The following is a 22201-nucleotide window of genomic DNA, read 5'->3' on the forward strand; positions in this document are numbered from 1 at the left end:
TTGCGCATCCTGCGGGCAGCCGAATACCGGTCCATGCCGTGGAAGAACGGCGGCGGGGTGACGACTGAAATCGCCGTCTCGCCCGCAGGTGCTGCGCTCGACGATTTCGACTCGCGCGTCTCCATGGCGCGCGTCGAAAGCGGCGGGCCATTCTCCGAGTTTGCCGGAGTGGACCGAAGCTTGGCCGTGCTGGAAGGTGAGGGGATTGTCCTCGATATCGCCGGCGGCCCGACGACTACGCTGACCAAAACATCCGCCCCGCTTTCCTTTGCGGCCGATGTGCCGACGCAAGCGGCGCTGATCGCCGGTCCGATCACCGATCTCAACGTCATGACGCGGCGTGGACGGATGACCCATGCCGTCGAACGCCTGGTGATTTCAGTCCCGACGGACATCCAGTCGGCCGCTGATGCGACCCTCGTCCTGTGTGTTGACGGCGAGATTTCTGTGGCCGGCGCGGCGCTTGTCCGCATCGGACCGCGCGACGCGCTGTTGCTCGGGCCGGACGACGCTCTGTCACAGCGCGTCGAGCCTGCGCGACCAGCGACGCTGTTCGTGATCCGCATCGATCGCGTTGCGGCAAACGATTAACGCCTGTTTCGAAACATGATCACAACACCGGCGAAATATGCCGTAAGCTCAAGTCCAGATCACGAAAAAGCCTGAATCCTTCCGTCGATCAACTCCCGGCGGGAGGGAGGTGGTTCGTCTGCAGGTCTGGTGGGAAAATAAACTTTCGGCCCTTGTTTCGATGCAACCAAGTCCATTTCAATCGGTTCTAGGGACATTGCCGTGGCGGTGACGCCGCTAACGCGTCCCTCATGCGGAATTTTCAATGAATATCCAGACAGACCCCACCCAATTGGAAAAGACGAGCGCGAGCTTTCCGGCCATCACGGAAGAGCCGATACGCTCCAATTTCCTGCCGGAAGAGCGCCTGCGCACGCTGGGTGCAAGCCTCGCCAAGGGTGACGTCAAGGATCTGTTCGGCCTGGAGCCGTTCGATTTCCAGCCACGCGTCCGCGACAGCGCCAGCAAGATCCTCGAAGTCTACCGTTCGACCAATGCCGCGCAGGCGAGAGGCGAGACGATCACGCCGGCGGCGCAATGGCTGCTCGACAACAATTATCTGGTCGAGGAAACCATCTTCCAGGTCAAGCGTGACCTGCCACGCCGCTTCTATCGTCAGTTGCCGACCCTGAAACTGTCCGACGGCGCCAGCGTGCCGCGCGCCCTTGCGCTGGCCTGGACCTATGTCGCCCATTCGGACAGTTCGGTCTCGGCGACCATGTTCAAGGCGATCGTCGAAGGCTTTCAGGCCGTCGAGCCGCTGAAGATCGGCGAGCTCTGGGCGCTGCCATCGCTGCTGCGCTTCGTTCTGATCGAAAATCTTCGCCGGATCGCGGTTCGGGTCAATCGTACCCGGCAGATGCGCCAGATTGCCAACGAGGTCGCAGACCGCGTGCTGGCACTCGATGAAACCGCCGACCGTCAGGCGATCCTGTCGAACTACGTCGCCCATGCACAAGACACCACCTTTGCCACTCAATTGCTCTACCGCCTGCGCGACGGGTCGCAAAATGCCGGCAGGGCGCTGGAATGGCTGGAGGGCGAGCTTGAAAGGTCCGGCTCCGATGCCGAGGAAATCATCATCAGCGAGCATCGCACGTTGTCCAGCGGCAACGTAACCACCGGCAACATCATCCGCGGCCTCAGGCTCATCAACGATATCGACTGGACGGTTTGGTTCGAAGATGTCAGCCGCATCGACACCTTGCTGCGCGAGCGCACCGATTTTGCCGCGCTCGATTTCTTCTCGCGCGACCAGTACCGGACCGCGATCGAGGAAATGGCGCGCCGCTCCGATCGTTCCGAATTCCGCGTTGCTGAAAAGGCGATCGAACTCGCCGGCCATGCCGCTGTCGCCGATACCACCGTCACCGGTCCGACCGCTCACGCCGACGTCGGGTTCTTTCTGGTCGGCCCGCGCCGGCTGGAACTGGAAAAGGCGATCGGCTATCGGCCGACGGTCAGCGTCACGATCAAACGGGCGTTCCGCAAGACCGGATGGCTGGGCATTGTCGTGCCGGTGTTCGCGCTGACGGTCCTGCTTCTTGTCCTCTCCGGCAACGCCCTTGCCAGTCTCGGCCTGTCCATACCGTCGATCGTCCTGATGCTGGCGCTGTTTGCCGTGCCGGCCAGCGAAGGCGCGCTTGCCTTCTTCAACACCGTCGTATCGTTGTTCCTGAAGCCGACGCGCCTCGTCGGCTACGACTATAAACGCGGCATGCCGCCCGAGGCGCGCACGCTGGTGGTGGTGCCGTCGCTGATCGGCTCGCGCGACGACGTCGAGGAGAACATCCGCAACATCGAAGTGCACCACCTGGCCAACACGGCGGACGAAATCCATTTCGCTCTGCTTTCGGACTGGCCGGACAGCAAAACCGAAATCGATGCGGCGGATATCGAGATCCTCCAATATGCTCGCGACGAAATCGCGCGGCTGAACGCCCGCTATCCCAGCGAAGGCGCGCCGCGTTTCTACGTCCTGCACCGCCGGCGGCTCTACAATGAAACCCAGGGCGCCTGGATGGGCTGGGAACGCAAGCGCGGCAAGCTCCACGAACTGAATCTTCTGCTGCGTGGCGACAGCGACACCACCTTTCTGCCGCTGGACGTGCCGTTGCCCGAAAACGTCATCCATGTGATGACGCTGGATGCCGATACGCGCACCACCCGCGATGCCGTCGCCAGTTTGGCTGGAAAGCTTTGCCATCCGCTCAACCGCCCGCATTACGATGCGGCAAAGCGCGTCGTCACCGCCGGCTATACCATCCTGCAGCCGCGCATCACCGCGTCGCTGACCAGCGGCGACGACGCATCCTTCTTCCAGCGGGTCTTTTCTGCCAATCGCGGCCTCGATCCCTACGTATTTGCCGTGTCGGACATCTACCAGGACGTCTTCGGCGACGGCTCCTTCACCGGCAAGGGGCTCTATCACGTCGACTCCTTCGAGGCGGCGCTGAAGGGCCGCATCGAAGAAAACACCGTCCTCAGCCACGATCTGCTCGAAGGCGCGTTGGCGCGCGCGGCACTGGTCACCGACGTCGAACTGGTCGAGGACTATCCGACCCGCTATTCGGTCGACGCGTCGCGCCACCATCGCTGGGCGCGGGGCGACTGGCAGCTTCTGGGCTTCATTCTCAATCCGCGTTCCGACGTGCCGGCGCTGTCGCGCTGGAAGATGGTCGACAATCTGCGCCGGTCGCTGACGCCGATCTTCTGGGTGATGGCCGCGATCGCCGGCTGGACGCTGCTGCCCTTCACCCAGGCCGCGCAATGGCAGGCGCTGCTGATCCTCACACTTTTCATGGCGCCGACGTTCGACATCGTCCACGCCATTCTGCCGAAAAGCGGCGACCAGACGCCGCGCGGTCATTTCTCGGCGCTGGCGCGCGACGTCGTCTTCGGCACCGCCCTGGTGGCTCTGAAGATCGTGCTGATGGCGCATCTGGCCTGGATGATGGTCGATGCCATCATTCGCACGCTCTACCGCCTGTTCGTCAGCCGGAAGAACCTGCTCGAATGGCGCACTGCCTCGCAGGCTCACAAGATCGGCGACAACGATCTCGGCTCCTATTACGGCATGATGTACGGTGTTGTGATCGTCGGCGTCGTCGGCCTCGCCATCCCTGTTGTGGCCGATTCCACCGGAGCTTTCGTCGCCTTCTTCTTCGCGCTGTTCTGGATCGGCTCGCCGGCCTTCGCCTTCTTTATCAGCCGCTCGGCCGAAACCGAGGACCGTTTGCGCATATCGGCGGCGGACATCCATGTGCTGCGCACGATTGCGCGGCGCACATGGCATTATTTCGAGACCTTCGTGACGGCCGAGCATCACAATCTGCCGCCCGACAATTTCCAGGAAAGTCCGGCGCCTGTCGTGGCCCCCCGCACCTCGCCGACCAATATCGGCGTCTATCTCCTGTCAGTGGTTTCGGCGCGCGATTTCGGCTGGATCAGCCTGTCCGACGCCGCCACCCGCATCGACGCGACAATGTCGACGATCGAGAGCATGCCGCGTGAGCGCGGCCATCTCTTCAACTGGTATGACACGACGACGCTGAAGCCGCTCTATCCGCTGTACATTTCCGCCGTCGATAGCGGCAATCTCGCCGGCCATCTGGTGGCGGTGGCGGCAGCCTGTGCCGAATGGGCGGAAGCGCCTGCAGTCCACCTTCAGGGCGACTTCGAGGGTATCCTCGATACGGTGACGATCCTCGACGAAAGCCTGGCCGAGTTGCCTGACGACCGCCGCCAGTTGCGGCCGTTGCGCCAGCGACTTGCCGATCGCCTCGATGGCATGCGACGCGCGGTCGAATCGATCAAGGCACAGCCCGAGATGGCGTCGATCCGCACCATCAACCTGGCCGTTCTGGCCGGCGAGATCCGCAAGCTCGCCATCGCCATCCATACTGAGGCCGCATCGACGCAGAGCGACACCATCGCCGACTGGGCGGCGAGACTGGAAGCCACCTGCGAAGCGCATGTCCACGACGCGCATAGCGACGACACTGCCGTCGAGGCGCTGCGGGCCAAGCTTCTGTCGTTGCGCGAGCGTACGCGTCGCTTTGCCTTCGAGATGGATTTCTCCTTCCTCATGCGCAAGGAACGCAAGCTTCTGTCGATCGGCTACCGGGTCGAGGAGCATCAGCTCGACGAAAGCTGCTACGACCTGCTGGCTTCCGAGGCGCGGCTGACCAGCCTGTTCGCCATAGCCAAGGGCGATCTGCCGACGGAGCACTGGTTCCACCTCGGCCGGCCGATCGTCGAGATCGGGTTCAAGGGCGCGCTGATGTCCTGGTCCGGCTCGATGTTCGAGTATTTGATGCCGCCGCTGGTGATGAAGGAGCCGCAAGGCAGCATCCTCAACCAGACCAGCAAGCTCATCATCAAGCGCCAGATCCAGTACGGCCGCTCGAAGAACGTGCCCTGGGGCATTTCGGAAGCGGCCTACAACGCCCGCGATCGCGAACTGACCTACCAGTACACCAATTTCGGCGTGCCTGGGCTGGGCCTGAAGCGAGGTCTTGGCCAGAACACGGTGATTGCCCCCTATGCGACCGTGCTGGCGGCGCAGTTCACCCCGCGTGAATCGGTGCAGAACCTGGCCAGGCTGAGGCGGCTCGGCGCCCTTGGCCGGCACGGCTTCTACGATGCGGTCGATTTCACGCCGCAACGCGTGCCGGAGGGCACCGACCATGTCGTCGTGCTGAACTACATGGCCCACCATTCCGGCATGTCGATCGCCGCCGTCGCCGACGCCATCTTCGAAGGACGCCTGCGCGACCGCTTCCACAGCGATCCGGTGATCGAGTCGGCCGAGTTGCTGCTGCAGGAAAGAGCGCCGCGCGACATCCCGACCGCCACCGTCAGGACCGAGGCCGACGAACGGTCGAAGGACGAAACGGAAGCCGAAAGCCCCGATACGCGCATCGTGCTCAACCCGCTCAAGGCGCTGCGTTCGACCAGCGTCATGTCCAATGGCCGCTACTCGGTCATGGTTACCGCGACCGGCTCCGGCTATAGTCGCTGGGGCGAGCTTGCCGTCACGCGCTGGCAGCCGGACCCGACCGAGGATCGGCTTGGCTCCTACATCTTCCTGCGCGACTCCGGCACCGGCGACTGGTGGTCGGCCACCGCCGAGCCGAAGCGTGCCACCCACGAAGAGGTGCGGACGCTGTTCTCCGACGACAAGGCGAGCTTCGTCAAGTCAGTGGGATCACTGCGTTCGGAGGTCGAATGCATCGTCATTTCGGAAGGAAATGGCGAAGGCCGGCGGGTGACGCTCTACAATGACGGCCCGGTCGACCGGCATATCGAAGTGACCTCGTTCACTGAACTGGTGCTGGGCTCCGAAGCATCCGACAACGCGCATCCGGCGTTCTCGAAAATGTTCGTGGAAACCGAAATCGCTGCGAATAACGCAGCGATCTTCGCCACCAGACGTAAGCGGGAAACGGACGAGCCTGATGTCGCCATGGTGCATTTCGTCACCGACCCGTCTGGGTCGACGCGCGACGCCGAGGCCGAAACCGACCGGCGCGCCTTCATAGGCCGCGGCCGCACCATTACCGAGGCCGCCGCCTTCGATCCCGGCGCCAAGCTTGGCGGCCATTCCGGCTTCACGCTGGATCCGGTCGCGGCACTTCGCCGACAGGTGCGCGTGCCGGCCAACAAGAAGATAGCGCTGACCTTCTGGACTGCCGTCGGCGCCAACCGTGCCGAACTCGAAGAAGCCATTGCGCGGCTTGATCATCCGGAAGCCTTCGCGCGCCAGGCGATGCTCGCCTGGACCCGCTCACAGGTGCAGACCCGGCATCTCGGTCTCAGCCTTGCCGATGCCGCCAATGTGCAGAATCTGGCGCGCTACCTGATCTATCCGGATCCGTTCCTGCGGCTTCCGGCCGAATCGATCGCTTCCGGGCTCGGTAGGCAATCGGGCCTATGGCCGACCAGCATATCCGGCGACTTTCCGATTTTCCTGGTCAGGATCGGCGATGTCGCCGATCTCGAAATCGTTGCCCAGGCGCTCCGCTTCCAGGAATACATGCGCGCCCGAGGCATGATGATCGACTTTGTCGTCATCAACGAGCAGGCTTCGTCCTACGTGCAGGACCTGCAACGGGCGGTCGAGACGCTGTGCGAAAACAGCCGCCTGCGCGGCAAGGAGCTAGGACCCCGCCAGCACATCTTCGCGGTGCGCCGCGACCTCATGGACGAGGCGACCTACAAGACGCTGCTGGCCACTGCTCGCGTCGTTCTGCACACGCGCAACGGCACCATCTTCGATCAGATCGAGCGCGCCGAGGCCGCTGCGCTGCAAGCGCGGGACGCCTTGCAGCCGGCGGGTGCAGCAGCGCTTCGTGAACCGTCTCCGCCGGCGCCACAGACGTGGGCCCAAGCCTCGTTCGACGGCAGTGCCGACGGCAGCGGGCTCAACCAGTGGAACGGTTTTGGCGGTTTCGAGGGCGACGGACGCCACTATGTCGTGCGCCTTGCTGGCCGCCGCACGACGCCGCAGCCCTGGATCAACGTCGTCTCCAACGCCTCGTTCGGTTTCCACGTTTCGGCTGAAGGCGCTGCCTTCAGCTGGAGCCGAAACAGCCGCGACTATCAACTGACGCCGTGGGCGAACGACCCGGTCACCAACCGGCCAGGCGAGGGCATCTATATCTACGATCATGCCAGCGGCCGGGCGTTCTCGCCGCTGGCCGCCGTCGTCCGCGATCCCGCCATGACCTACGAAACATGGCACGGGCAGGGGTTTTCGACCTTCCGTTCGAAGCGCGGGCCGCTGTCGATGGACCTTACCCATGTGGTGGATTCCGTTGATCCGGTGAAAATCTCCAGGTTGCGCATCCAGAATTCCGGTTCGGCGCCGGCGCGCCTGCGCGTCTATGCCTATGCGGAATGGGTTCTTGGCAGCCATCGTTCGCGCACGGCGGCGACCATCGTGCCGTCCAGGGATGCCGCGACGGGCGCGTTGCTGGCGCAAAATCCCTACGGGCTCGATTTCAGCGAGCGGGTCGCCTTCCTGGCCGCCGACGGCGCGGCACACTCGGTGACGGCCGACCGCGGCGAGTTCATTGGCCGCCACGGCACCAGCGAACTCCCGCAAGCCGTGCTCAGCGGCGCAAGCCTGTCGGGCCGCGTCGAGGCGGGCGACGATCCTTGTGCGGCAATTGCACGCGACGTCGACATCCCTGCCGGCGGCGACGTGACGCTGCTCTGGCTGCTCGGCGATGCAGCCTCTGCCGAGGAAGCCAATGCGCTGGTACAGCATCACTGCAGCAAGGATTTCGATCAGCGGCTGACTGACAATGAACGCACCTGGCGAGGGTTTCTCGACACCATCCAGGTCGAGACGCCGGACAGGGCGCTCAACGCGATGGTCAACCACTGGCTGCCCTATCAGAGCCTTGCCTGCCGCATCCGCGCGCGCTCGGCGTTTTACCAGGCGAGCGGCGCCTTTGGCTTCCGCGACCAGTTGCAGGACACGCTGGCCCTGCTTCTCCATGATCCGAAACTGGCGCGCGACCAGATCCTCAACGCGGCGCGGCGGCAATTCCCCGAAGGCGACGTGCAGCATTGGTGGCTGCCGCGAACCGAGGCAGGCGTCCGCACCATGATTTCCGACGACGTGGTCTGGCTCGCCCACGCCACGGCACACTACTTGCTGGTGACCGGCGATACCGCGATCCTCAGGGAACAATTGCCCTTCATCGAAGGGCCGTCGCTGGAAGAAGGTGAGCACGACGCCTTTTTCACGCCGGAGATATCGAAGAAGACCGCTTCACTCTATGATCATTGTGCGCGCGCACTTGACCTTGCCATCAAGCGCAGCAGCCCCGCCGGACTGCCGCTGATCCTCGGCGGTGACTGGAACGACGGCATGAACCGTGTCGGCGAGCACGGCAAGGGCGAGAGCGTCTGGCTGGGTTGGTTCCTGCTGAAGACGCTGGGCGACTTTGCAGCTGTCGCCAAGGCGGAAGGCGACGCCAAGCGCGCGCAAGCCTGGACAAAACACGCGGGCGTGCTGAAGCGGGCGCTGGAAAGCACGGCCTGGGACGGTGAATGGTACCGTCGCGGCAGCTTCGACGACGGCACGCCGCTGGGGTCGCGCAGCTCGCAGGAATGCAAGATCGACTCGATTGCCCAGTCGTGGAGCGTGCTGTCGGGCGAGGGCGATCCGGCGCGATCGACGACGGCGATGCAGCAGGCGATGAAAATGCTCGTCGACGACGAGCTCAACATCGTCAAGCTTTTCACGCCGCCCTTCTCCAGGACGGAACAGAACCCAGGCTACATCAAGAGCTACCCGCCGGGTGTCCGTGAAAACGGCGGCCAGTACACCCACGCGGCGACATGGTTCGTCATTGCGCTCGCCGAAATGGGGCGCGTCGACGACGCCTACCGCTGCTTCTCGATGCTCAACCCGGTCAACCATGCACCCGACGAAGCCGCTGCCGAGCACTACCGCGTCGAGCCTTATGTCGTCGCGGCGGACGTCTACGCCGGGCAAGGCAAGGGCGGCCGCGGCGGCTGGACCTGGTATACCGGCTCGGCCGGCTGGCTTTATCGCGCGGCGGTCGAAGGCATCCTCGGCATCGAGCGCAGGGGCGAGCGCATCCAGTTCAGGCCGAAACTGCCCAGCCATTGGGATGGCTATGCGGCAACGCTCAAGGTGCTGGGAGCCGAGCTCAGGGTTCAGGTTGTCCGCGACAAGAAGGCCAAAGCCGTCTCGCTCGAGGTAAATGGTAAAAAGACGAAGGCTTCGTCTTTCGAACCGAAAGCCGGCGACAAGGCCGATCTGGTCGTCAGGATACCGGCGTAGCTTCAAGGATTTGGAGCGTCTTTGTACATCTTGAGGATGTGCGTTATTTAAAGTTGCTCGAGCAATTCTATTGCGCATGAGATATCCCAAAAGCCGATGCAGGCTTTTGGGATCGTACATGCCAAGTTGCTGATTAAAATTTCGGCAGTGCTTCCTGCCTGCCACGATTTTGCCGCAAGGCTGACATTTTACCTTTCTTCTCAAACCGTTAGGTGATCACGACAGATTTCGCAGCGTCGCCATCTTTTGTTCGCGAATTGGGAACTGAAGGGGTACGAGGGCATTGTTTCGCGACACGTCAACGAGTACGAGTCAGAAAATGATGCAGTGCACAATAACAATTTGCCGGAGTAGCTGAAGTGTCCCTTCTGCAAATCTACTGGAGAGCGCTCGGTTATCTCGCTGCCGACAGAAAACGCGTCGCGTTTATCTGTGGGGCGAATGTCGCGCTTGCGATTATCGCCATCCTTGAGCCGATCATGTTCGGACGGGTGATCGATGCCATTTCGGATAGCGGCTCGGTCTTTTCGACGCTCGGCCTATGGGCCGGTATCGGCGTCTTCAACGTCATCGCCTTCGTTCTGGTGGCGCGCGGCGCGGACCGTTTTGCCCATGCGCGGCGCAGCGAGGTTCTTTGCCAGTCATTCGAGCGCGTGATCACCATGCCTCTTGCCTGGCATCATCAGCGCGGCACCTCCAATTCCCTGCATACGCTGCTGCGCGCGGTCGAGACCTTGTTCAGCCTCTGGCTCGAGTTCATGAGGCAGCATTTGTCCACGGTTGTCGCACTGGTTCTGCTGGTGCCGACGGCGCTCAGCATGGATATTCGCATGTCGATGGTCCTGCTGGCGCTGGGCGCGCTCTACGTCGGAATCGGCCGGCTGGTGATGCGTCGCACCAGGGAAGGCCAGGCGTCCGTGGAGCGGCATTTTCACCAGGTGTTCGCGCATGTGAGCGACTCGGTCAGCAATGTCGCCGTGCTGCAGAGCTACAATCGCATCGGCCACGAGACCGACGCCTTGAAGCGCTATGTCAAGAATCTGCTTGATGCCCAGTATCCGGTGCTCGACTGGTGGGCGTTGGCCAACGCCCTGCACCGTCTGTCGTCAACCATTTCGATGATGGTCGTGCTGTTGATCGGCTCCTATCTGGTCATGCATGGCCAATTGCGTATCGGTGACGTCATCGCGTTTACCGGCTTTGCCACGCTGCTGATCGCCCGGCTCGACCAGATGTCGGCCTTCGCCAACCAGATTTCGGAAGCCAGGGCCAAGCTCGAGGAATTTTATCGCCTTGAGGACTCCGCGGCCGAGGCCGCCGAGCCGGACGGGTTGCGTGACCTGGTCAACGTCACTGGTCATGTGCGTTTCGAAAACGTCAACTTCGAATTCGCCAATTCGGGGCAGGGCGTGAACGACGTGTCGTTCGAGGTCCATGCCGGCCAGACCGTGGCCATCGTCGGCCCGACCGGCGCAGGCAAGACCACGCTGATCAATCTCCTGCAGCGGGTCTTTTCGCCGTCCAGCGGCCGTATCCTGATCGATGGCATCGATACCCGCACGGTGACCCGCAAGTCGCTGCGCCACTCGATCGCCACCGTGTTCCAGGATGCGGGCCTGCTCAACCGCTCGATCGAGGACAATATCCGCGTCGGGCGCGCCGAGGCGACCTATGATGAGGTCCACGCCGCCGCCAACGCCGCTGCCGCGCAGGATTTCATCCTGTCGAAGAGCAACGGCTACGATACGGTCGTCGGCGAACGCGGTGGACAGCTTTCGGGCGGCGAGCGCCAGCGTATCGCAATCGCGCGCGCCGTGCTGAAGGATTCACCCATCCTGGTGCTCGACGAAGCGACCAGCGCGCTTGACGTCGAGACGGAAGACCGCGTCAAGGAAGCGATCGACGAATTGCGGCGCGGCCGCACCACCTTCATCATCGCGCACCGCCTGACCACTGTTCGCGATGCCGATCTGGTCGTCTTCATGGACAAGGGCAAGGTGGTCGAAATGGGTGGCTTCGCCGAATTGTCGATGCGCAATGGCCGCTTCGCCAGCCTGTTGCGCGCCGGCGGCCTGCTCAACGACGAGGAAGTCCGCCGCCTCAGCCGGACCATCACGGACGCGGCCGCCTGAGTTCTTCCCTTCTCCCCTTGTGGGAGAAGGTGTCGCCGAAGGCAACGGATGAGGGGTGGTCCAGCTTAGCGCCGGCCTCGCTCCGGCCAGCACCCGTCAACCGTCTTGGCGCTGCGCGCCAATCCACCTTCTCCCACAAGGGGAGAAGGCAAGGCCGCGCCTGCGACACGGTGCTGTAGTTGCCCCAAGCCTGTCACCGGTTTATGTAAAGCTGCATGAGTGACATGACTTCGCGCCTCAGCGGCTGGATGGATTTCGCCAACCCGACGCGGTTTGTCGGGTTGGCCGACAAGGTGGTGCCGTGGCTGGCAACCATCGCCACACTCCTTCTGGCCGCCGGGCTCTACATGAGCTTCACGGCGCCGGAGGATTTCCAGCAAGGCATCACCGTACGTATCATGTACATCCATGTGCCGTTCGCCTGGCTGGCCATGATGTGTTTTACGCTGATGGCGGTTTCCGCGTTGGGCACGCTGGTGTGGCGCCATCCGCTGGCCGACGTCGCGCTCAAATCGGCGGCACCCATCGGCGCCGTCTTTACAGCGCTCGCGCTGATCACCGGTTCGATCTGGGGCAAGCCGATGTGGGGCACCTGGTGGGTGTGGGATGCGCGGCTGACCTCGGTGTTCGTGCTGTTCCTGATGTATCTCGGCATCATTGCGCTGACGCGGGCCCTCGACGATGCCGCCCGCGCCGCCTGGGCCGCTGCAGTCATCACCCTGGTTGGATTCATCAACATCCCGATCATCAAATTCTCCGTCGACTGGTGGAACACGCTGCATCAGCCGGCTTCGGTGATCCGGCTCGGTGGGCCGACCATCGATCCCAGCCTGTTGCGGCCGTTGCTGGTGATGGCTCTGGGCTTTACCGTGCTGTTCTTCGCGCTGCATCTGATGGCGATGCGCGCGGAAATCCTGCGTCGCCGGGTCATTGCCATGCGCCGCGTCGCAGCACGGCAGGCCGAACGGCAATCAGCCTGACTCCCTTCAGCTTTGCCCCCTCGCAGGCTCAGGGGGTCAAAGCTCGAAAGCCAAGCAATTGGCTTTCCGTCCGCTCCGCGGACCGCTTCTCACCCCATGCGGCCGCGCGCCGCCACCGGCAGCGTCTCCAGCACCCGTTCTCCGGCGATCAAGTGAACTTCGTCGAACAGATTGGTGACGACGCAGCAATGGTCGGGCACGATGCGCACGCGCTCGCCGATACGCAGCCTGGCGCCGCCGGAAAGCGTGACGTTGCCGTGCTCCTCGCTGAGGCTGGTGACGGTGGCGCCCGGAATACCCAGCAATTCGCCGAAATCGGGCAGCCCCAGCGTGTCGCTGGACAAGGCCTTGCTGCCGGCATCAAGGATGGCCCGTGTCGGCGTCGGATGGCTGACCACCGTCGACAGCACCGTCAGCGCGCAATCGTCGAGGCTTCCGACGCCCTTGGCGACCTGGTAGCGGTCGAGGTAGATGTAGGTGCCGGGGCGGTACTCGGTGACGACGGAAGCCTCGCCTGCGCGCCACATATCCGGCGTGCCGCCGCTGGAGATGCGTTGGCAGGCAAGGCCGGACGCGGCGAGCGCCTGGCGCGCATCGGCCAGCCAAGTCTCGGCCTCGGCGGCGCGGCCTGCCGCCGGATAGGTCATCAGCCCGCCGAAGGCGAGCCCCCTGGCCTTGTCGATCTCCCTGGCCAGCGCGACAGCCTCGCTGGCCGACTGGACGCCGCAGCGGCCCATACCGGTATCGCACTCCACCAGCACCTGTAGCGGCTGGCCTGGATCGGTGAAGGTGGCGCCGAGACCCGCAAGCGTCTCCATGCTGTCTGATGTCACCGACAGTGTCACGCGGCCGTGCAGCGCCTTGAGACGCTCCAGCTTGGCGCGGCCAACAATGTTGTAAGGCAGAAAAATGTCGGTGAGGCCGGCATCGGCCATCACCTCGGCTTCACCGATCTTCTGGCAGGTGATGCCGACCGCACCGGCTGCGATCTGCTTCTTTGCCCAGTAAGGCAGTTTGTGGGTCTTGATGTGCGGCCTGAGCTTCAGCCCGTGGCGGTCGGCGTGGGCCTGCGCCCGCGCGATGTTGGCTTCGGCGCGGTCGACATCGATCAGGATCGCCGGTGTATCGAGGTCGTCTATGCTCAGCATGGATTTTTCACCCTGGGATTTGCCTGGACTTATGGCCTTGATCGGCCCGGATGTCATGAGGCCAGCACGCGGTTTACGTCGACACCGGATCGGTGTTCGGCTATTCGGTTGGAGATCGCCCAAGCCGATGGGAAGGAACCACAACCATGAAACGCTCCGCTATCAACGACATCATCCGCGACGCCGATGCCTTCATCCGTTCGTTCGGCTACATCATGCCGCCCTTCGCCTATTGGACCCCGGAACAGATGAAGGCGCGCCGGCAGGATTCGTCGGCCATCTTCTCCTCGCGGCTCGGCTGGGACATCACCGATTACGGCCAGGGCAAGTTCGACGAGCTCGGCCTCTTCCTGTTCACCGTTCGCAACGGTCGCTACGAGGACATGAAGAAGGGCATGGGCATGCTCTATGCCGAGAAGATCATGATCTCGCGCAAGGATCAGCTGTCGCCGATGCATCGCCATAACATCAAGGCCGAGGACATCATCAACCGCAGCGGCGGCAAGCTGGTGCTGGAGCTGTTCATGCACGATCGCGACGGCGGCATCGACCCGAAGGCGGAAGTATCGGTGCCGGTCGACGGGACTATCCACCGGCTGCCGGCGGGCGGGCTCCTGAAGCTCGATCCGGGCGAGAGCGTGACGCTGCTGCCGGGGGTCTGGCATGCCTTCTGGGCCGAGGGCAAGGATGTGCTGATCGGCGAGGTTTCGACCGTCAACGACGATCTCACCGACAATGTCTTCCGCGAACCGATCGGCCGCTTCGCCGACGTCGACGAGGACGTCGCGCCGCTGCACCTCCTGGTGTCGGACTACGAGAAGTGGGTGGGGTAAGACGGCCTTTCGTTCCTAACGCTGATGCTTGTCTTCCTTTCGCTTGCCCAGCAGCAGCTTTCGCTCGAGATGGGCTCGCAGGTCGCCGTAATACGCGGTCAGGAACGGGCGGGCATCATGCGCCTGCGGCGTTGAGCCGATCTTGCGTCCGATCGTCTCAGCCACCGCCCGCAGCGCGAAATAGTCGTCGCGGCGCAGCACCTCCTCCAGCTTGTGCAGTTCGGCGATGCCATAGGCATCGAGCTGGGCGTGGCTGAACTGAAAAGTCCTGGCGACCGGATCTTTTCGTGCCGACAAATCCTCCATCAGCGTGCGCTTAGGCGCCTCGACGACCCAGGTTCCCGCCAGGAGGTCGCCAATCCGCAACCGGTCGCGATTGAAAAGCGGGAACAAGGCGAACAGCAGGGTCCATACCAGTCCAAAAACTGTCGTCAGCGTATCGGCGACGCCCATCCCACTGCGTCCGGCGATAATCGACAGCGGCAGAAAGACCTCGATCTCGCGCATCAGATTGCGGGCGATGACCTGATCGACCGACAGGCCGGCTCCGTTGCGTGACGCCACCCTGATGCCGATGATCCGCTTGCCGGGGGTCGACGCGCGCCGGCCCGCCTCGAAGGCGATGAAATAGACGTTTCGCAGAAAAAAGATCGCGATGATCCAGACGATGAAAAGCGGCTGCAATTTATCAGTGCCGAAACCTGTTACCCCGAACAGCGCAACAATCGTGACGGCGATTGCAGCCGTGGCGATAAACACGACATCGAGCAGGAAAGCGGCAGCCCGTGTGCCGGCGTCGGCCAGCTTTATCTGGAGGTCGACACCTTCAGGCGTGATCAGCGAGCGCATTGTCGCCAGCGCGGCGCGTCTAGCGGTCGCCATTGCGCACCACCTGGAACAGATAGAAGTAGCCGATCCACAGTGCGAGCATGCCGGTGCCAATGGCATAGCGGGTGACGTCGCTGGTGATCGTCTGCCTGCCGATGCCCTCGAGCAGTCCGGCAAACAGCAGCATGACCGAAACGCCGACCATCGCGGTCGCTGCGATGCGTCCGGCATGGGCGGCTGCCGTCATGCGGGGCAACTCGCCGGGAAAGGCGATGCGCGTCCCTATCCGCATGCCGGCTGCGCCGGCCAGTGCGATGGCGAACAATTCGGTGGTGCCGTGAATGGCCAGCCAGCCGCCAAGTTCCATGCCAAGCCCCTTTGCCCAGTAGACCTGGAACATCGCTCCCAGCATGCAGCCGTTGAACAGCATCAGCAGCACCGTCGGCACGGCGAAAGCAAACCCAAGCGCGAAGGCGAGGATTGCGACCTGGACGTTGTGGGTGAAAAGATAAGCGGCAAAGCCTGAGAGAAAGCCATTGTCGCCACCATAAAGCATGCTGCGCAGCATCTCGGCCGAAGCGTCGGGGCCACGGCCGGCGGCCAGGCCCGACGGGATGATCGCGTCGAACCAGCCCTTGTCGGACGCTACCAGCCAGGCGCCGGCGCCGATGCCGACAAACATCAGCGCCACCGACACCAGCGTCTCGCGCCACAAATCGCGGATGGCACCGGGCCAGTCGTGCAGGAAGAAATCGCCAACACGCTGCGGTAGTCCGCGGCGTGCCCCATAGAGATAAAAATATCCCCGCAGCGACAGGGATTCGAGATAGGCGATCAGTGCGCTGTCGAGGGATGTCGCTCTCGCCACCGAAAGCGAAGACAATGCCGACCGGTAGAGCAGCGGCAGCGACAGCAGCTCTTCTTCCGACAGTGTTCGCGGCGCGCGTTTCTCGACGCGGGTGAGAAGCGCCTCGAACGCCTTCCAGTCGGCCTCGCGCTCCCGACGGAAGCTGGCCAGCGACTGGCGTACGGCATCGCCGCGTCGAGCATCGCCGGGTACTGGCGCAGTCACAACAAATCCTCGCGCTTGAACTGCAGGTAGCGCTCGACCAGCGCCGGCCCCAGCCTTTGATGGTCGGCTTCGATCACATGCGCGCCGAGCAGCCGCAACCGGCCGATGACAACCTGCCTTTCGCGCAAAAGCCCGCCGGCGACGACGGCGCGGGCGACATCCTCGCCTGATGAAGGCGGCATGTCGGCCAAACTCTCCAATTCGACATCCCTGATCATCATGAACAGCACCAGATGCCGCTCCGTGAGCCGGCCGACGGTGCGCAGCATCAATTCCGCGCTGATCGGATCGACGAAGTCGGTGAAGATGATCACCAGCGAGCGCCGGTCGAGCCGCGCCGCAAGCGTGGTCAGCGCCAGGGTGAAATTGGTTTCCTCGTTGGAATAGTCGATCTCAACCGCCCGCTTCTGGATCATCGCGAAGCTGGCCGAGCCGCGCACCGCGCCGCTGGCGACGCGCGGCCGCGCATCGAAGCTGAACAGGCTGACCATGTCGCCGCCCTTGAGCGCAATGAACGCCGACAGCAAGGCGGCAGCCACCGCCCGGTCCACCTTTGGCAGGCCGTCGACCGGCTCGCACATCAGGCGTCCGCTGTCGATGGCCAGCACGATGTTGTTGTTCTCCTCGATACGGAACTCGCGCGCCAGAAGCCTGCCGTGGCGGGCGCTGCGCTTCCAGTCGATCATCCGCCGGCCCATGCCGGGCTGATAATCCTTGAGCGCCTCGAATTCCCGGCCCTGGCCGGCCCGGCGCTGCGCATGCCCGTCGGGCAGGGCGTTGCGCTGCAGCAGCGTGATCGCCTGGTCGCGGGCGCTGCGGATGTCGGGCAACACTGCCACCTTGCTTTCCATCGGCAGGACGACCTGGTTCCAGACCAATCCGAACGGCCCGCGCCAGCGCAGCCACAGACGATCGAAGCTGGCGATGCCGCGCCGCAGCGCCTGGAACCGCAGGTCGAGCGATCCGCCATCCTTCGTGGCAGCCAGGGGACCGCCGGTTCCGCCGATCGGCGCCAGGCGCTCATCATGACCGACGCGCGCCTCCAGGGTCGGCGTCCGGCCTGAAAGACGGGCGGCGACATGGACGGTGAACTGGCCGCCGACGCCGACCTGCGGCGGCGCGTGGAGGCTGGCGGCCAGCGATTTCCGCCCGCGTCCGGCCGCGGCGTCCACCGCCAGGAAGGCCAGCAGCAGGCAGATCCACAGCAATCCGAGATACCACAATGACGGCAGCGCCAGCGCGACCAGGAAGGCCGGCACCGCGCCCGCCGCAGCCGCCCACACCGCTCGGCCGCTGGGATAGATCAACGCGGCGCTTCCGTCTGGTCGACCAGGTCGGAGACGATCTGCTCGACCAGTCGGCCATCGATCTGCGCGGCCGGCGACAGGACAACGCGATGGCGCAGCGCCGGCACCGCCAGTGCCTTGACGTCGTCGGGGATCACATAGGCGCGCCCGTCGAGCGCTGCCCGCGCCCGCGCCGCCCTGGCCAGCATGGCGCCCGCGCGTGGGCTGGCGCCAACCTCCAAATCGGCGGTGTCGCGTGTGGCGCGCACCAGCGCCGCGATGTAGCCGACGACATCGTCGACGAGGGTGACGGAGCCGACGGTTTCGAGTGCCTTCTCCAGCGTCTTGCGATCCGTCTGGGCCTTGATGCCGTATTGCGCGATGTCGTGCGAGGCGGAGCCGCCGCCGTGATGGATGATGATGGCCCGTTCCTCCTCGGGACCGGGATAGCTGACCCGGTGCTTGAACAGGAAGCGGTCGAGCTGTGCTTCGGGCAGGGGATAGACACCCTGATGCTCGATCGGGTTCTGGGTCGCGACCACCATGAAGTTGCGGCCCAGCGAATGCGTGGTGCCGTCGAAGGTGACCGCATGCTCCTGCATCGCCTCCAGAAGTGCTGCCTGTGTCTTGGGCGGCGTGCGGTTGATCTCGTCGGCAAGCAAAAGTTCGCAGAAGATCGGACCGCGCGTCAGCGTGAACTGTCCAGTTTGGAAATTGTAGATGTTCGATCCGACGATATCGCCAGGCATCAGGTCCGGCGTGAACTGGATGCGCCCGTAGGCGACACCCAGAGCCTGCGCGAAGCAGCGCGCGGTCATTGTCTTGGCCGTGCCCGGAGGGCCTTCCAGCAGGATATGCCCGCCAGCGAACAGGGCGGTCAGCATCAGGTCGACCGTGTCGTGCTGTCCGGTGATCGCCTTGGCCACTTCTTCCCTGATCCGTGTCGCCAGGGCCTTTACATCATCGACGTTCACCGAGCCTCCTTGCCGTCCAATCGTGCAGCCGCTCGGCTGCCTCGTGCATTTGCGTCAGGTTTTTCGCCTCGCCGGCGGCTTGCGCCCGCGCGGTGAATCCGCTGACTTCGTCCTTATCGCGAGAATCGAGCCAGCGGTCGAGCGCTTCGCCATGCAGCCCCTGCGGCGCTCCCAGTAGTGCGCCGGCGCGCACCCGCATCAAGGCCGCATAGCGGCCTCCAAGTTCTTCGAGCCGCCCGGCGCGTCGCAGCAGCATCGCCGTCGTATCCACCAGCGCACGCTTGCCGAAGGCAATGGCGCGCTGCTCGGCGCGCGGCGGGCCGAAACGGCCGAGGCCGCGCAGGAAAGCCAGCGCCGCCGCGGCCAGGATCGTCAGCGTCAGCGCCAGGAACGGCGGTTCGACCAGGAGCTTGGCAAGGTCGTATTTTCGCCCCGCGCCATGCAGCGTGAGATCGAACATGACCGGGCCGGCGCGCACCGAGGCGATCAGGTCGAGCGCCGCCGCAGCCTTGTCCGAGTCCTTGAGTGACGCATTGTTGATCAGGTCGGGGTCGCTCAGAATGTAAAACGGCTTGTCGTCGAGTTTGGTAAGGACGGCGCTGCCGTTGCCCGCCGCTATCAATGGGTGGTCATCCGCTACCCATTGCAATTCATCAGGGGCATCAATGACCCGGCCCTCGATGTCGAGTTGCTCGACCGTGCTTTTGCCAACACCGATCTTTCCCTCGGCGATCCGGCCGAGCCATTGGTTCACCACGGCATCGGGCAATCGCCCGAATTTCATCTTCCATCCTTCGTGCTCCTCCAGCGGCAGGGTCTGCCATTTGGGCAGCACGAAAAGGGTATTCAGGTCCTGCCGAAGTTCGAGGATGCGGTCGAGCGCGGCGGGATCGCTCTCGGGTGAAATGGTGACGATCAGCAGCATGTCGGTGCCGAGATCGTCCTCGGTTCGTGCCATGGCTGGCGGCTCGCCGGTGAGCCGCAACCATTCGGTCAGGCCGGCATAGCCAACGCCGCTTTTCGACAGCGGCGTGGCGCTGCCATTGCCGGGTTGCCGGAAGTCGGGCGCATAGGTGGACAGCAGGAAGAAACCCGCTGCCGCAAGCAGGCTGGCGAAAATGCCCCAAAACAGCGTTCTTCGATTGAATGGTTCCTGCGCGGTTGGTTCGATCGTCGCAGCGCTCATATCCAGGCATCCCGGAAGACGAACCGCTCATAGGCGCCGCGTGCTTGCCGCCAGCCTTCGGCGCCGACCGGCCTGCGCGCGAACAATGCGGCTTCGACGATGCGTGCGATCTCGGTAAACGCCGCGCGGGCCTTGGCGGGAACCGAAGCAGCAGCGGCGATGTCGCGCGCCGTGAGCGACGGGCGCAAAAAATCCGGCAGCCGGCCGGCAATATCGGCGACGCTGCGCCGAAGCAGGAGATGAACCGCTTCGTCATAATCGCCTCGCGCGGCCAGCGAGTCGGCTTCCGACAGCAGGATCTGCGCGGCGCCGGCGTCGGGACGCCATGCTTCCTCCGCCTCGGTGTCGCGCCGCGCGCGCTGCCATGGCAGGCGCCAGGCGAGACCTTTCATCTCGAGAAAGACCAGGAGCAGGATGATCGCGGCACCTGATATCACCGCCCCCCAGAACAGATAGATCATGTAGGGACCGAGCGACGACAACAGGTCCAGCAGCGGCTTCAGCCAGTCAGGCGGCTGCGGCGGCACATAGGCCGGCAGGCCGAACTGGATCGACTTATCCGAGATCAACTGCTGATGCGCTTTTGCCAGCCATTCGGCTTCCGCTGTGCCTGGCTGTGCCACTGCCAACCGTCCCCTGCAACCTGTGGTTCCAAGTCGACACTGGCAATGCACAGCGGCAATTGCAAGTGGGCTAGACGTCGATCTCCAATGTTGGCACATTTGATGCGGGGATCACCAGCCGATATGCGGCGATTGAGCGAGGGGACGCATCATGGTTTCAACGACACTGGAACGACCGGACAAGTTTCGCATCGGCAGGGTTTTCAACGACAGCTTTGCTGTCATCAGCCGCAATATCGTGCTTTGCCTCGGGCTGGCGGTGTTGTTTTCAGGCTTGCCGACGTTGCTCTACCAGCTTTGGCTCTGGAAATGGGCAAGCGGCACCGAGACAGGCACTCCGGAGTTCTCGGCCCAACGCGTTATCGTTACAATCCTTGTCGTGCTGGCTTCCATGGTGTTGGCAGCGATCTTGCAGGCGACGCTGGTGCGCGCGGCCATCGAGGATCTGAACGGCAAGCGGCCATCAATGGGCGACAGCCTCAAGATGGCAATCTCCCTCCTGCTGCCGGTGATAGGCATCGCAGTACTGGTCTCTCTTGGCGCGGGATTGGGCTTCATGCTGCTCATCGTCCCCGGCATCATCTTATGGCTCCGCTGGTCGGTCGCCGTGCCGGTTCTGGTTCAGGAACGGCGGGGGGTGTTCGGCAGCATGAAGCGCAGCCGCGAGCTGACCAAAGGGAGCCGCTGGGCGCTGTTCGGATTCTGGATTGTCCTGATCATAGCAGTGATCGTCATCCAGCTTGTCTTGAGCCAAGTCGTCATGGTCTTTGGCGTGACAACGGCTCTCATCCTGGATGCTCTGGTGACATCCGTCGTATCCGTGGTGACCTCGGTTGCGCCGGCGGTCAGCTATGTCGAGTTGCGGCAGGTCAAGGAAGGCACCAGCGTCGACGAACTGGCGGAGATCTTCTCATAGCGGCAAGGCCGCATCAGGATCGACGTCATGGTTTCAACGACACTGGAACGACCGGACAAGTTTCGCATCGGCAGGGTTTTCAGCAGTAGTTTTGCGGTCATCGGCCGCAATCCGGGTCTGTTGGTCGGACTGGCGGCTCTTTTTTCCGCCCTTCCGGCACTGGTGCTCAACCTTTGGAATTACAGAAATCTTGCCAACCTTGATTTTGCCGATCCCGAAAGCATGGCGGTTGCCGATCCATCGGCGGTTCTAGGCAACTCGCTAATATCGATGGCTTTTGGCTTGATCTATTTTGTGCTGGCTTTGTTGTTTCAGTCGTCACTGGTAAGGGCGACGATAGAAGACTTGAACGGCAAGCGCCCGGCAATCGGTGACTGCATCCAGATCGCCTTGCGTTGCATGTTCCCGACGCTCGGGATGGGTCTGGTTGTCTTCCTCACCATGATCCTCGCGTTAGGGGTGACGATGTTCGTGGCTGGCATGCTTATCCCCGTTTTTGGAAACATCATTGTGTTCATCGCGTTCATCGCGTCGCGTAGCCGTGCTCTGACGAAGGGCAGCCGCTGGTCATTATTCGGTCTTTTGCTGGTTCTGTTCTTGGCGGCGATTGCCATCCAAATGGCGTTTGCATTGTTGTTTGGATTTACTTTCGCCATTACCGGCAGCCTCTCGACCGTTGGCCTTGTTGTCGGCGCAATCGGAAGCGCGCTTGTTTCGACAGTCGTGTCTACTTTGATGTCGGTTGCCATCGCGGTCAGCTACGTCGAACTGCGGCAAGTCAAGGAAGGCACCGGCGTCGACGAACTGGCGGAGATCTTCTCCTGATGCG

General features: G+C 63.3%; 14 protein-coding genes. 7 read left to right on the top strand and 7 right to left on the bottom strand.

Translation table 11 applies throughout. The annotated features are described in order from the left end of the window. The 4 genes from AC0L2R_RS00120 (at position 1) to AC0L2R_RS00135 (ending at position 12506) form a co-directional block, all read left to right on the top strand. Complete coding sequence (locus AC0L2R_RS00120; protein ID WP_473507304.1) at positions 1–591, top strand: HutD/Ves family protein; 591 nt, start codon at positions 1–3, stop codon at positions 589–591. Between the two features lie 244 nt (positions 592–835). Next, positions 836–9394 (top strand): glycoside hydrolase family 94 protein, encoded by an 8559-nt coding sequence (locus AC0L2R_RS00125; protein WP_473507306.1) that lies wholly within the window; start codon positions 836–838, stop codon positions 9392–9394. Between the two features lie 359 nt (positions 9395–9753). Continuing rightward, a complete protein-coding gene (locus tag AC0L2R_RS00130) occupies positions 9754–11526 on the top strand; it encodes a glucan ABC transporter ATP-binding protein/ permease (RefSeq protein ID WP_128170259.1) in 1773 nt (590 codons plus the stop codon). 215 nt (positions 11527–11741) lie between these two features. Next, positions 11742–12506 carry a heme ABC transporter permease gene (locus tag AC0L2R_RS00135; RefSeq protein WP_473507308.1) on the top strand — a complete coding sequence of 255 codons (765 nt, stop codon included), beginning with the start codon at positions 11742–11744 and terminating at the stop codon, positions 12504–12506. A gap of 89 nt (positions 12507–12595) precedes the next feature. On the opposite strand, the gene AC0L2R_RS00140 is transcribed toward AC0L2R_RS00135, so the two are convergent. Then, positions 12596–13654 carry a D-TA family PLP-dependent enzyme gene (locus AC0L2R_RS00140; RefSeq protein WP_473507309.1) on the bottom strand — a complete coding sequence of 353 codons (1059 nt, stop codon included), beginning with the start codon at positions 13652–13654 and terminating at the stop codon, positions 12596–12598. A 146-nt stretch (positions 13655–13800) separates the two neighbouring features. Here AC0L2R_RS00140 and AC0L2R_RS00145 point away from each other — a divergent pair, with 146 nt between their 5' ends. Beyond that, positions 13801–14487 (top strand): D-lyxose/D-mannose family sugar isomerase, encoded by a 687-nt coding sequence (locus AC0L2R_RS00145; RefSeq protein ID WP_473507310.1) that lies wholly within the window; start codon positions 13801–13803, stop codon positions 14485–14487. A 15-nt stretch (positions 14488–14502) separates the two neighbouring features. Here the strand turns inward: AC0L2R_RS00145 and AC0L2R_RS00150 are convergent, their stop codons facing one another. Genes AC0L2R_RS00150 through AC0L2R_RS00175 form a run of 6 tightly spaced genes read right to left on the bottom strand, consistent with a single transcriptional unit; the run spans position 14503 to position 20456 of the window. After that, positions 14503–15369 carry an RDD family protein gene (locus AC0L2R_RS00150; protein ID WP_473507311.1) on the bottom strand — a complete coding sequence of 289 codons (867 nt, stop codon included), beginning with the start codon at positions 15367–15369 and terminating at the stop codon, positions 14503–14505. Continuing rightward, a complete protein-coding gene (locus tag AC0L2R_RS00155; protein WP_473507312.1) occupies positions 15356–16387 on the bottom strand; it encodes a stage II sporulation protein M in 1032 nt (343 codons plus the stop codon). Before AC0L2R_RS00155 ends, AC0L2R_RS00150 begins: the two co-directional genes overlap by 14 nt. Beyond that, entirely contained in the window at positions 16384–17694 is a 1311-nt protein-coding gene (locus tag AC0L2R_RS00160) for a DUF58 domain-containing protein (protein ID WP_473507313.1), read from the bottom strand. Before AC0L2R_RS00160 ends, AC0L2R_RS00155 begins: the two co-directional genes overlap by 4 nt. Then, entirely contained in the window at positions 17691–18647 is a 957-nt protein-coding gene (locus tag AC0L2R_RS00165) for an AAA family ATPase (RefSeq protein WP_473507314.1), read from the bottom strand. The genes AC0L2R_RS00160 and AC0L2R_RS00165 overlap by 4 nt, the downstream gene beginning before the upstream one ends. Continuing rightward, the gene (locus AC0L2R_RS00170) at positions 18634–19833 is read right to left on the bottom strand and encodes a DUF4350 domain-containing protein (RefSeq protein WP_473507315.1); all 1200 of its coding nucleotides are present in this window, start codon (positions 19831–19833) and stop codon (positions 18634–18636) included. The genes AC0L2R_RS00165 and AC0L2R_RS00170 overlap by 14 nt, the downstream gene beginning before the upstream one ends. Then, a complete protein-coding gene (locus AC0L2R_RS00175) occupies positions 19830–20456 on the bottom strand; it encodes a DUF4129 domain-containing protein (protein ID WP_473507316.1) in 627 nt (208 codons plus the stop codon). Before AC0L2R_RS00175 ends, AC0L2R_RS00170 begins: the two co-directional genes overlap by 4 nt. 151 nt (positions 20457–20607) lie before the next feature. Between AC0L2R_RS00175 and AC0L2R_RS00180 the strand changes: the two genes are divergently transcribed. Then, positions 20608–21372, top strand: coding sequence for a glycerophosphoryl diester phosphodiesterase membrane domain-containing protein (locus AC0L2R_RS00180; protein ID WP_473507317.1), 765 nt, complete (start codon positions 20608–20610; stop codon positions 21370–21372). A gap of 27 nt (positions 21373–21399) precedes the next feature. Continuing rightward, positions 21400–22197 carry a hypothetical protein gene (locus AC0L2R_RS00185; protein WP_473507318.1) on the top strand — a complete coding sequence of 266 codons (798 nt, stop codon included), beginning with the start codon at positions 21400–21402 and terminating at the stop codon, positions 22195–22197. Positions 22198–22201 lie beyond the last annotated feature (4 nt).

Source organism: Mesorhizobium sp. WSM4820, assembly GCF_055811075.1.

Coding starts and splice junctions, on each gene's coding strand:
- AC0L2R_RS00180 (WP_473507317.1), top strand. CDS start 20,608: ATGGTTTCAACGACACTGGAACGACCGGACAAGTTTCGCATCGGCAGG.
- AC0L2R_RS00150 (WP_473507311.1), bottom strand. CDS start 15,369: ATGGCGACCGCTAGACGCGCCGCGCTGGCGACAATGCGCTCGCTGATC.
- AC0L2R_RS00170 (WP_473507315.1), bottom strand. CDS start 19,833: ATGAGCGCTGCGACGATCGAACCAACCGCGCAGGAACCATTCAATCGA.
- AC0L2R_RS00145 (WP_473507310.1), top strand. CDS start 13,801: ATGAAACGCTCCGCTATCAACGACATCATCCGCGACGCCGATGCCTTC.
- AC0L2R_RS00125 (WP_473507306.1), top strand. CDS start 836: ATGAATATCCAGACAGACCCCACCCAATTGGAAAAGACGAGCGCGAGC.
- AC0L2R_RS00140 (WP_473507309.1), bottom strand. CDS start 13,654: ATGCTGAGCATAGACGACCTCGATACACCGGCGATCCTGATCGATGTC.
- AC0L2R_RS00185 (WP_473507318.1), top strand. CDS start 21,400: ATGGTTTCAACGACACTGGAACGACCGGACAAGTTTCGCATCGGCAGG.
- AC0L2R_RS00135 (WP_473507308.1), top strand. CDS start 11,742: ATGAGTGACATGACTTCGCGCCTCAGCGGCTGGATGGATTTCGCCAAC.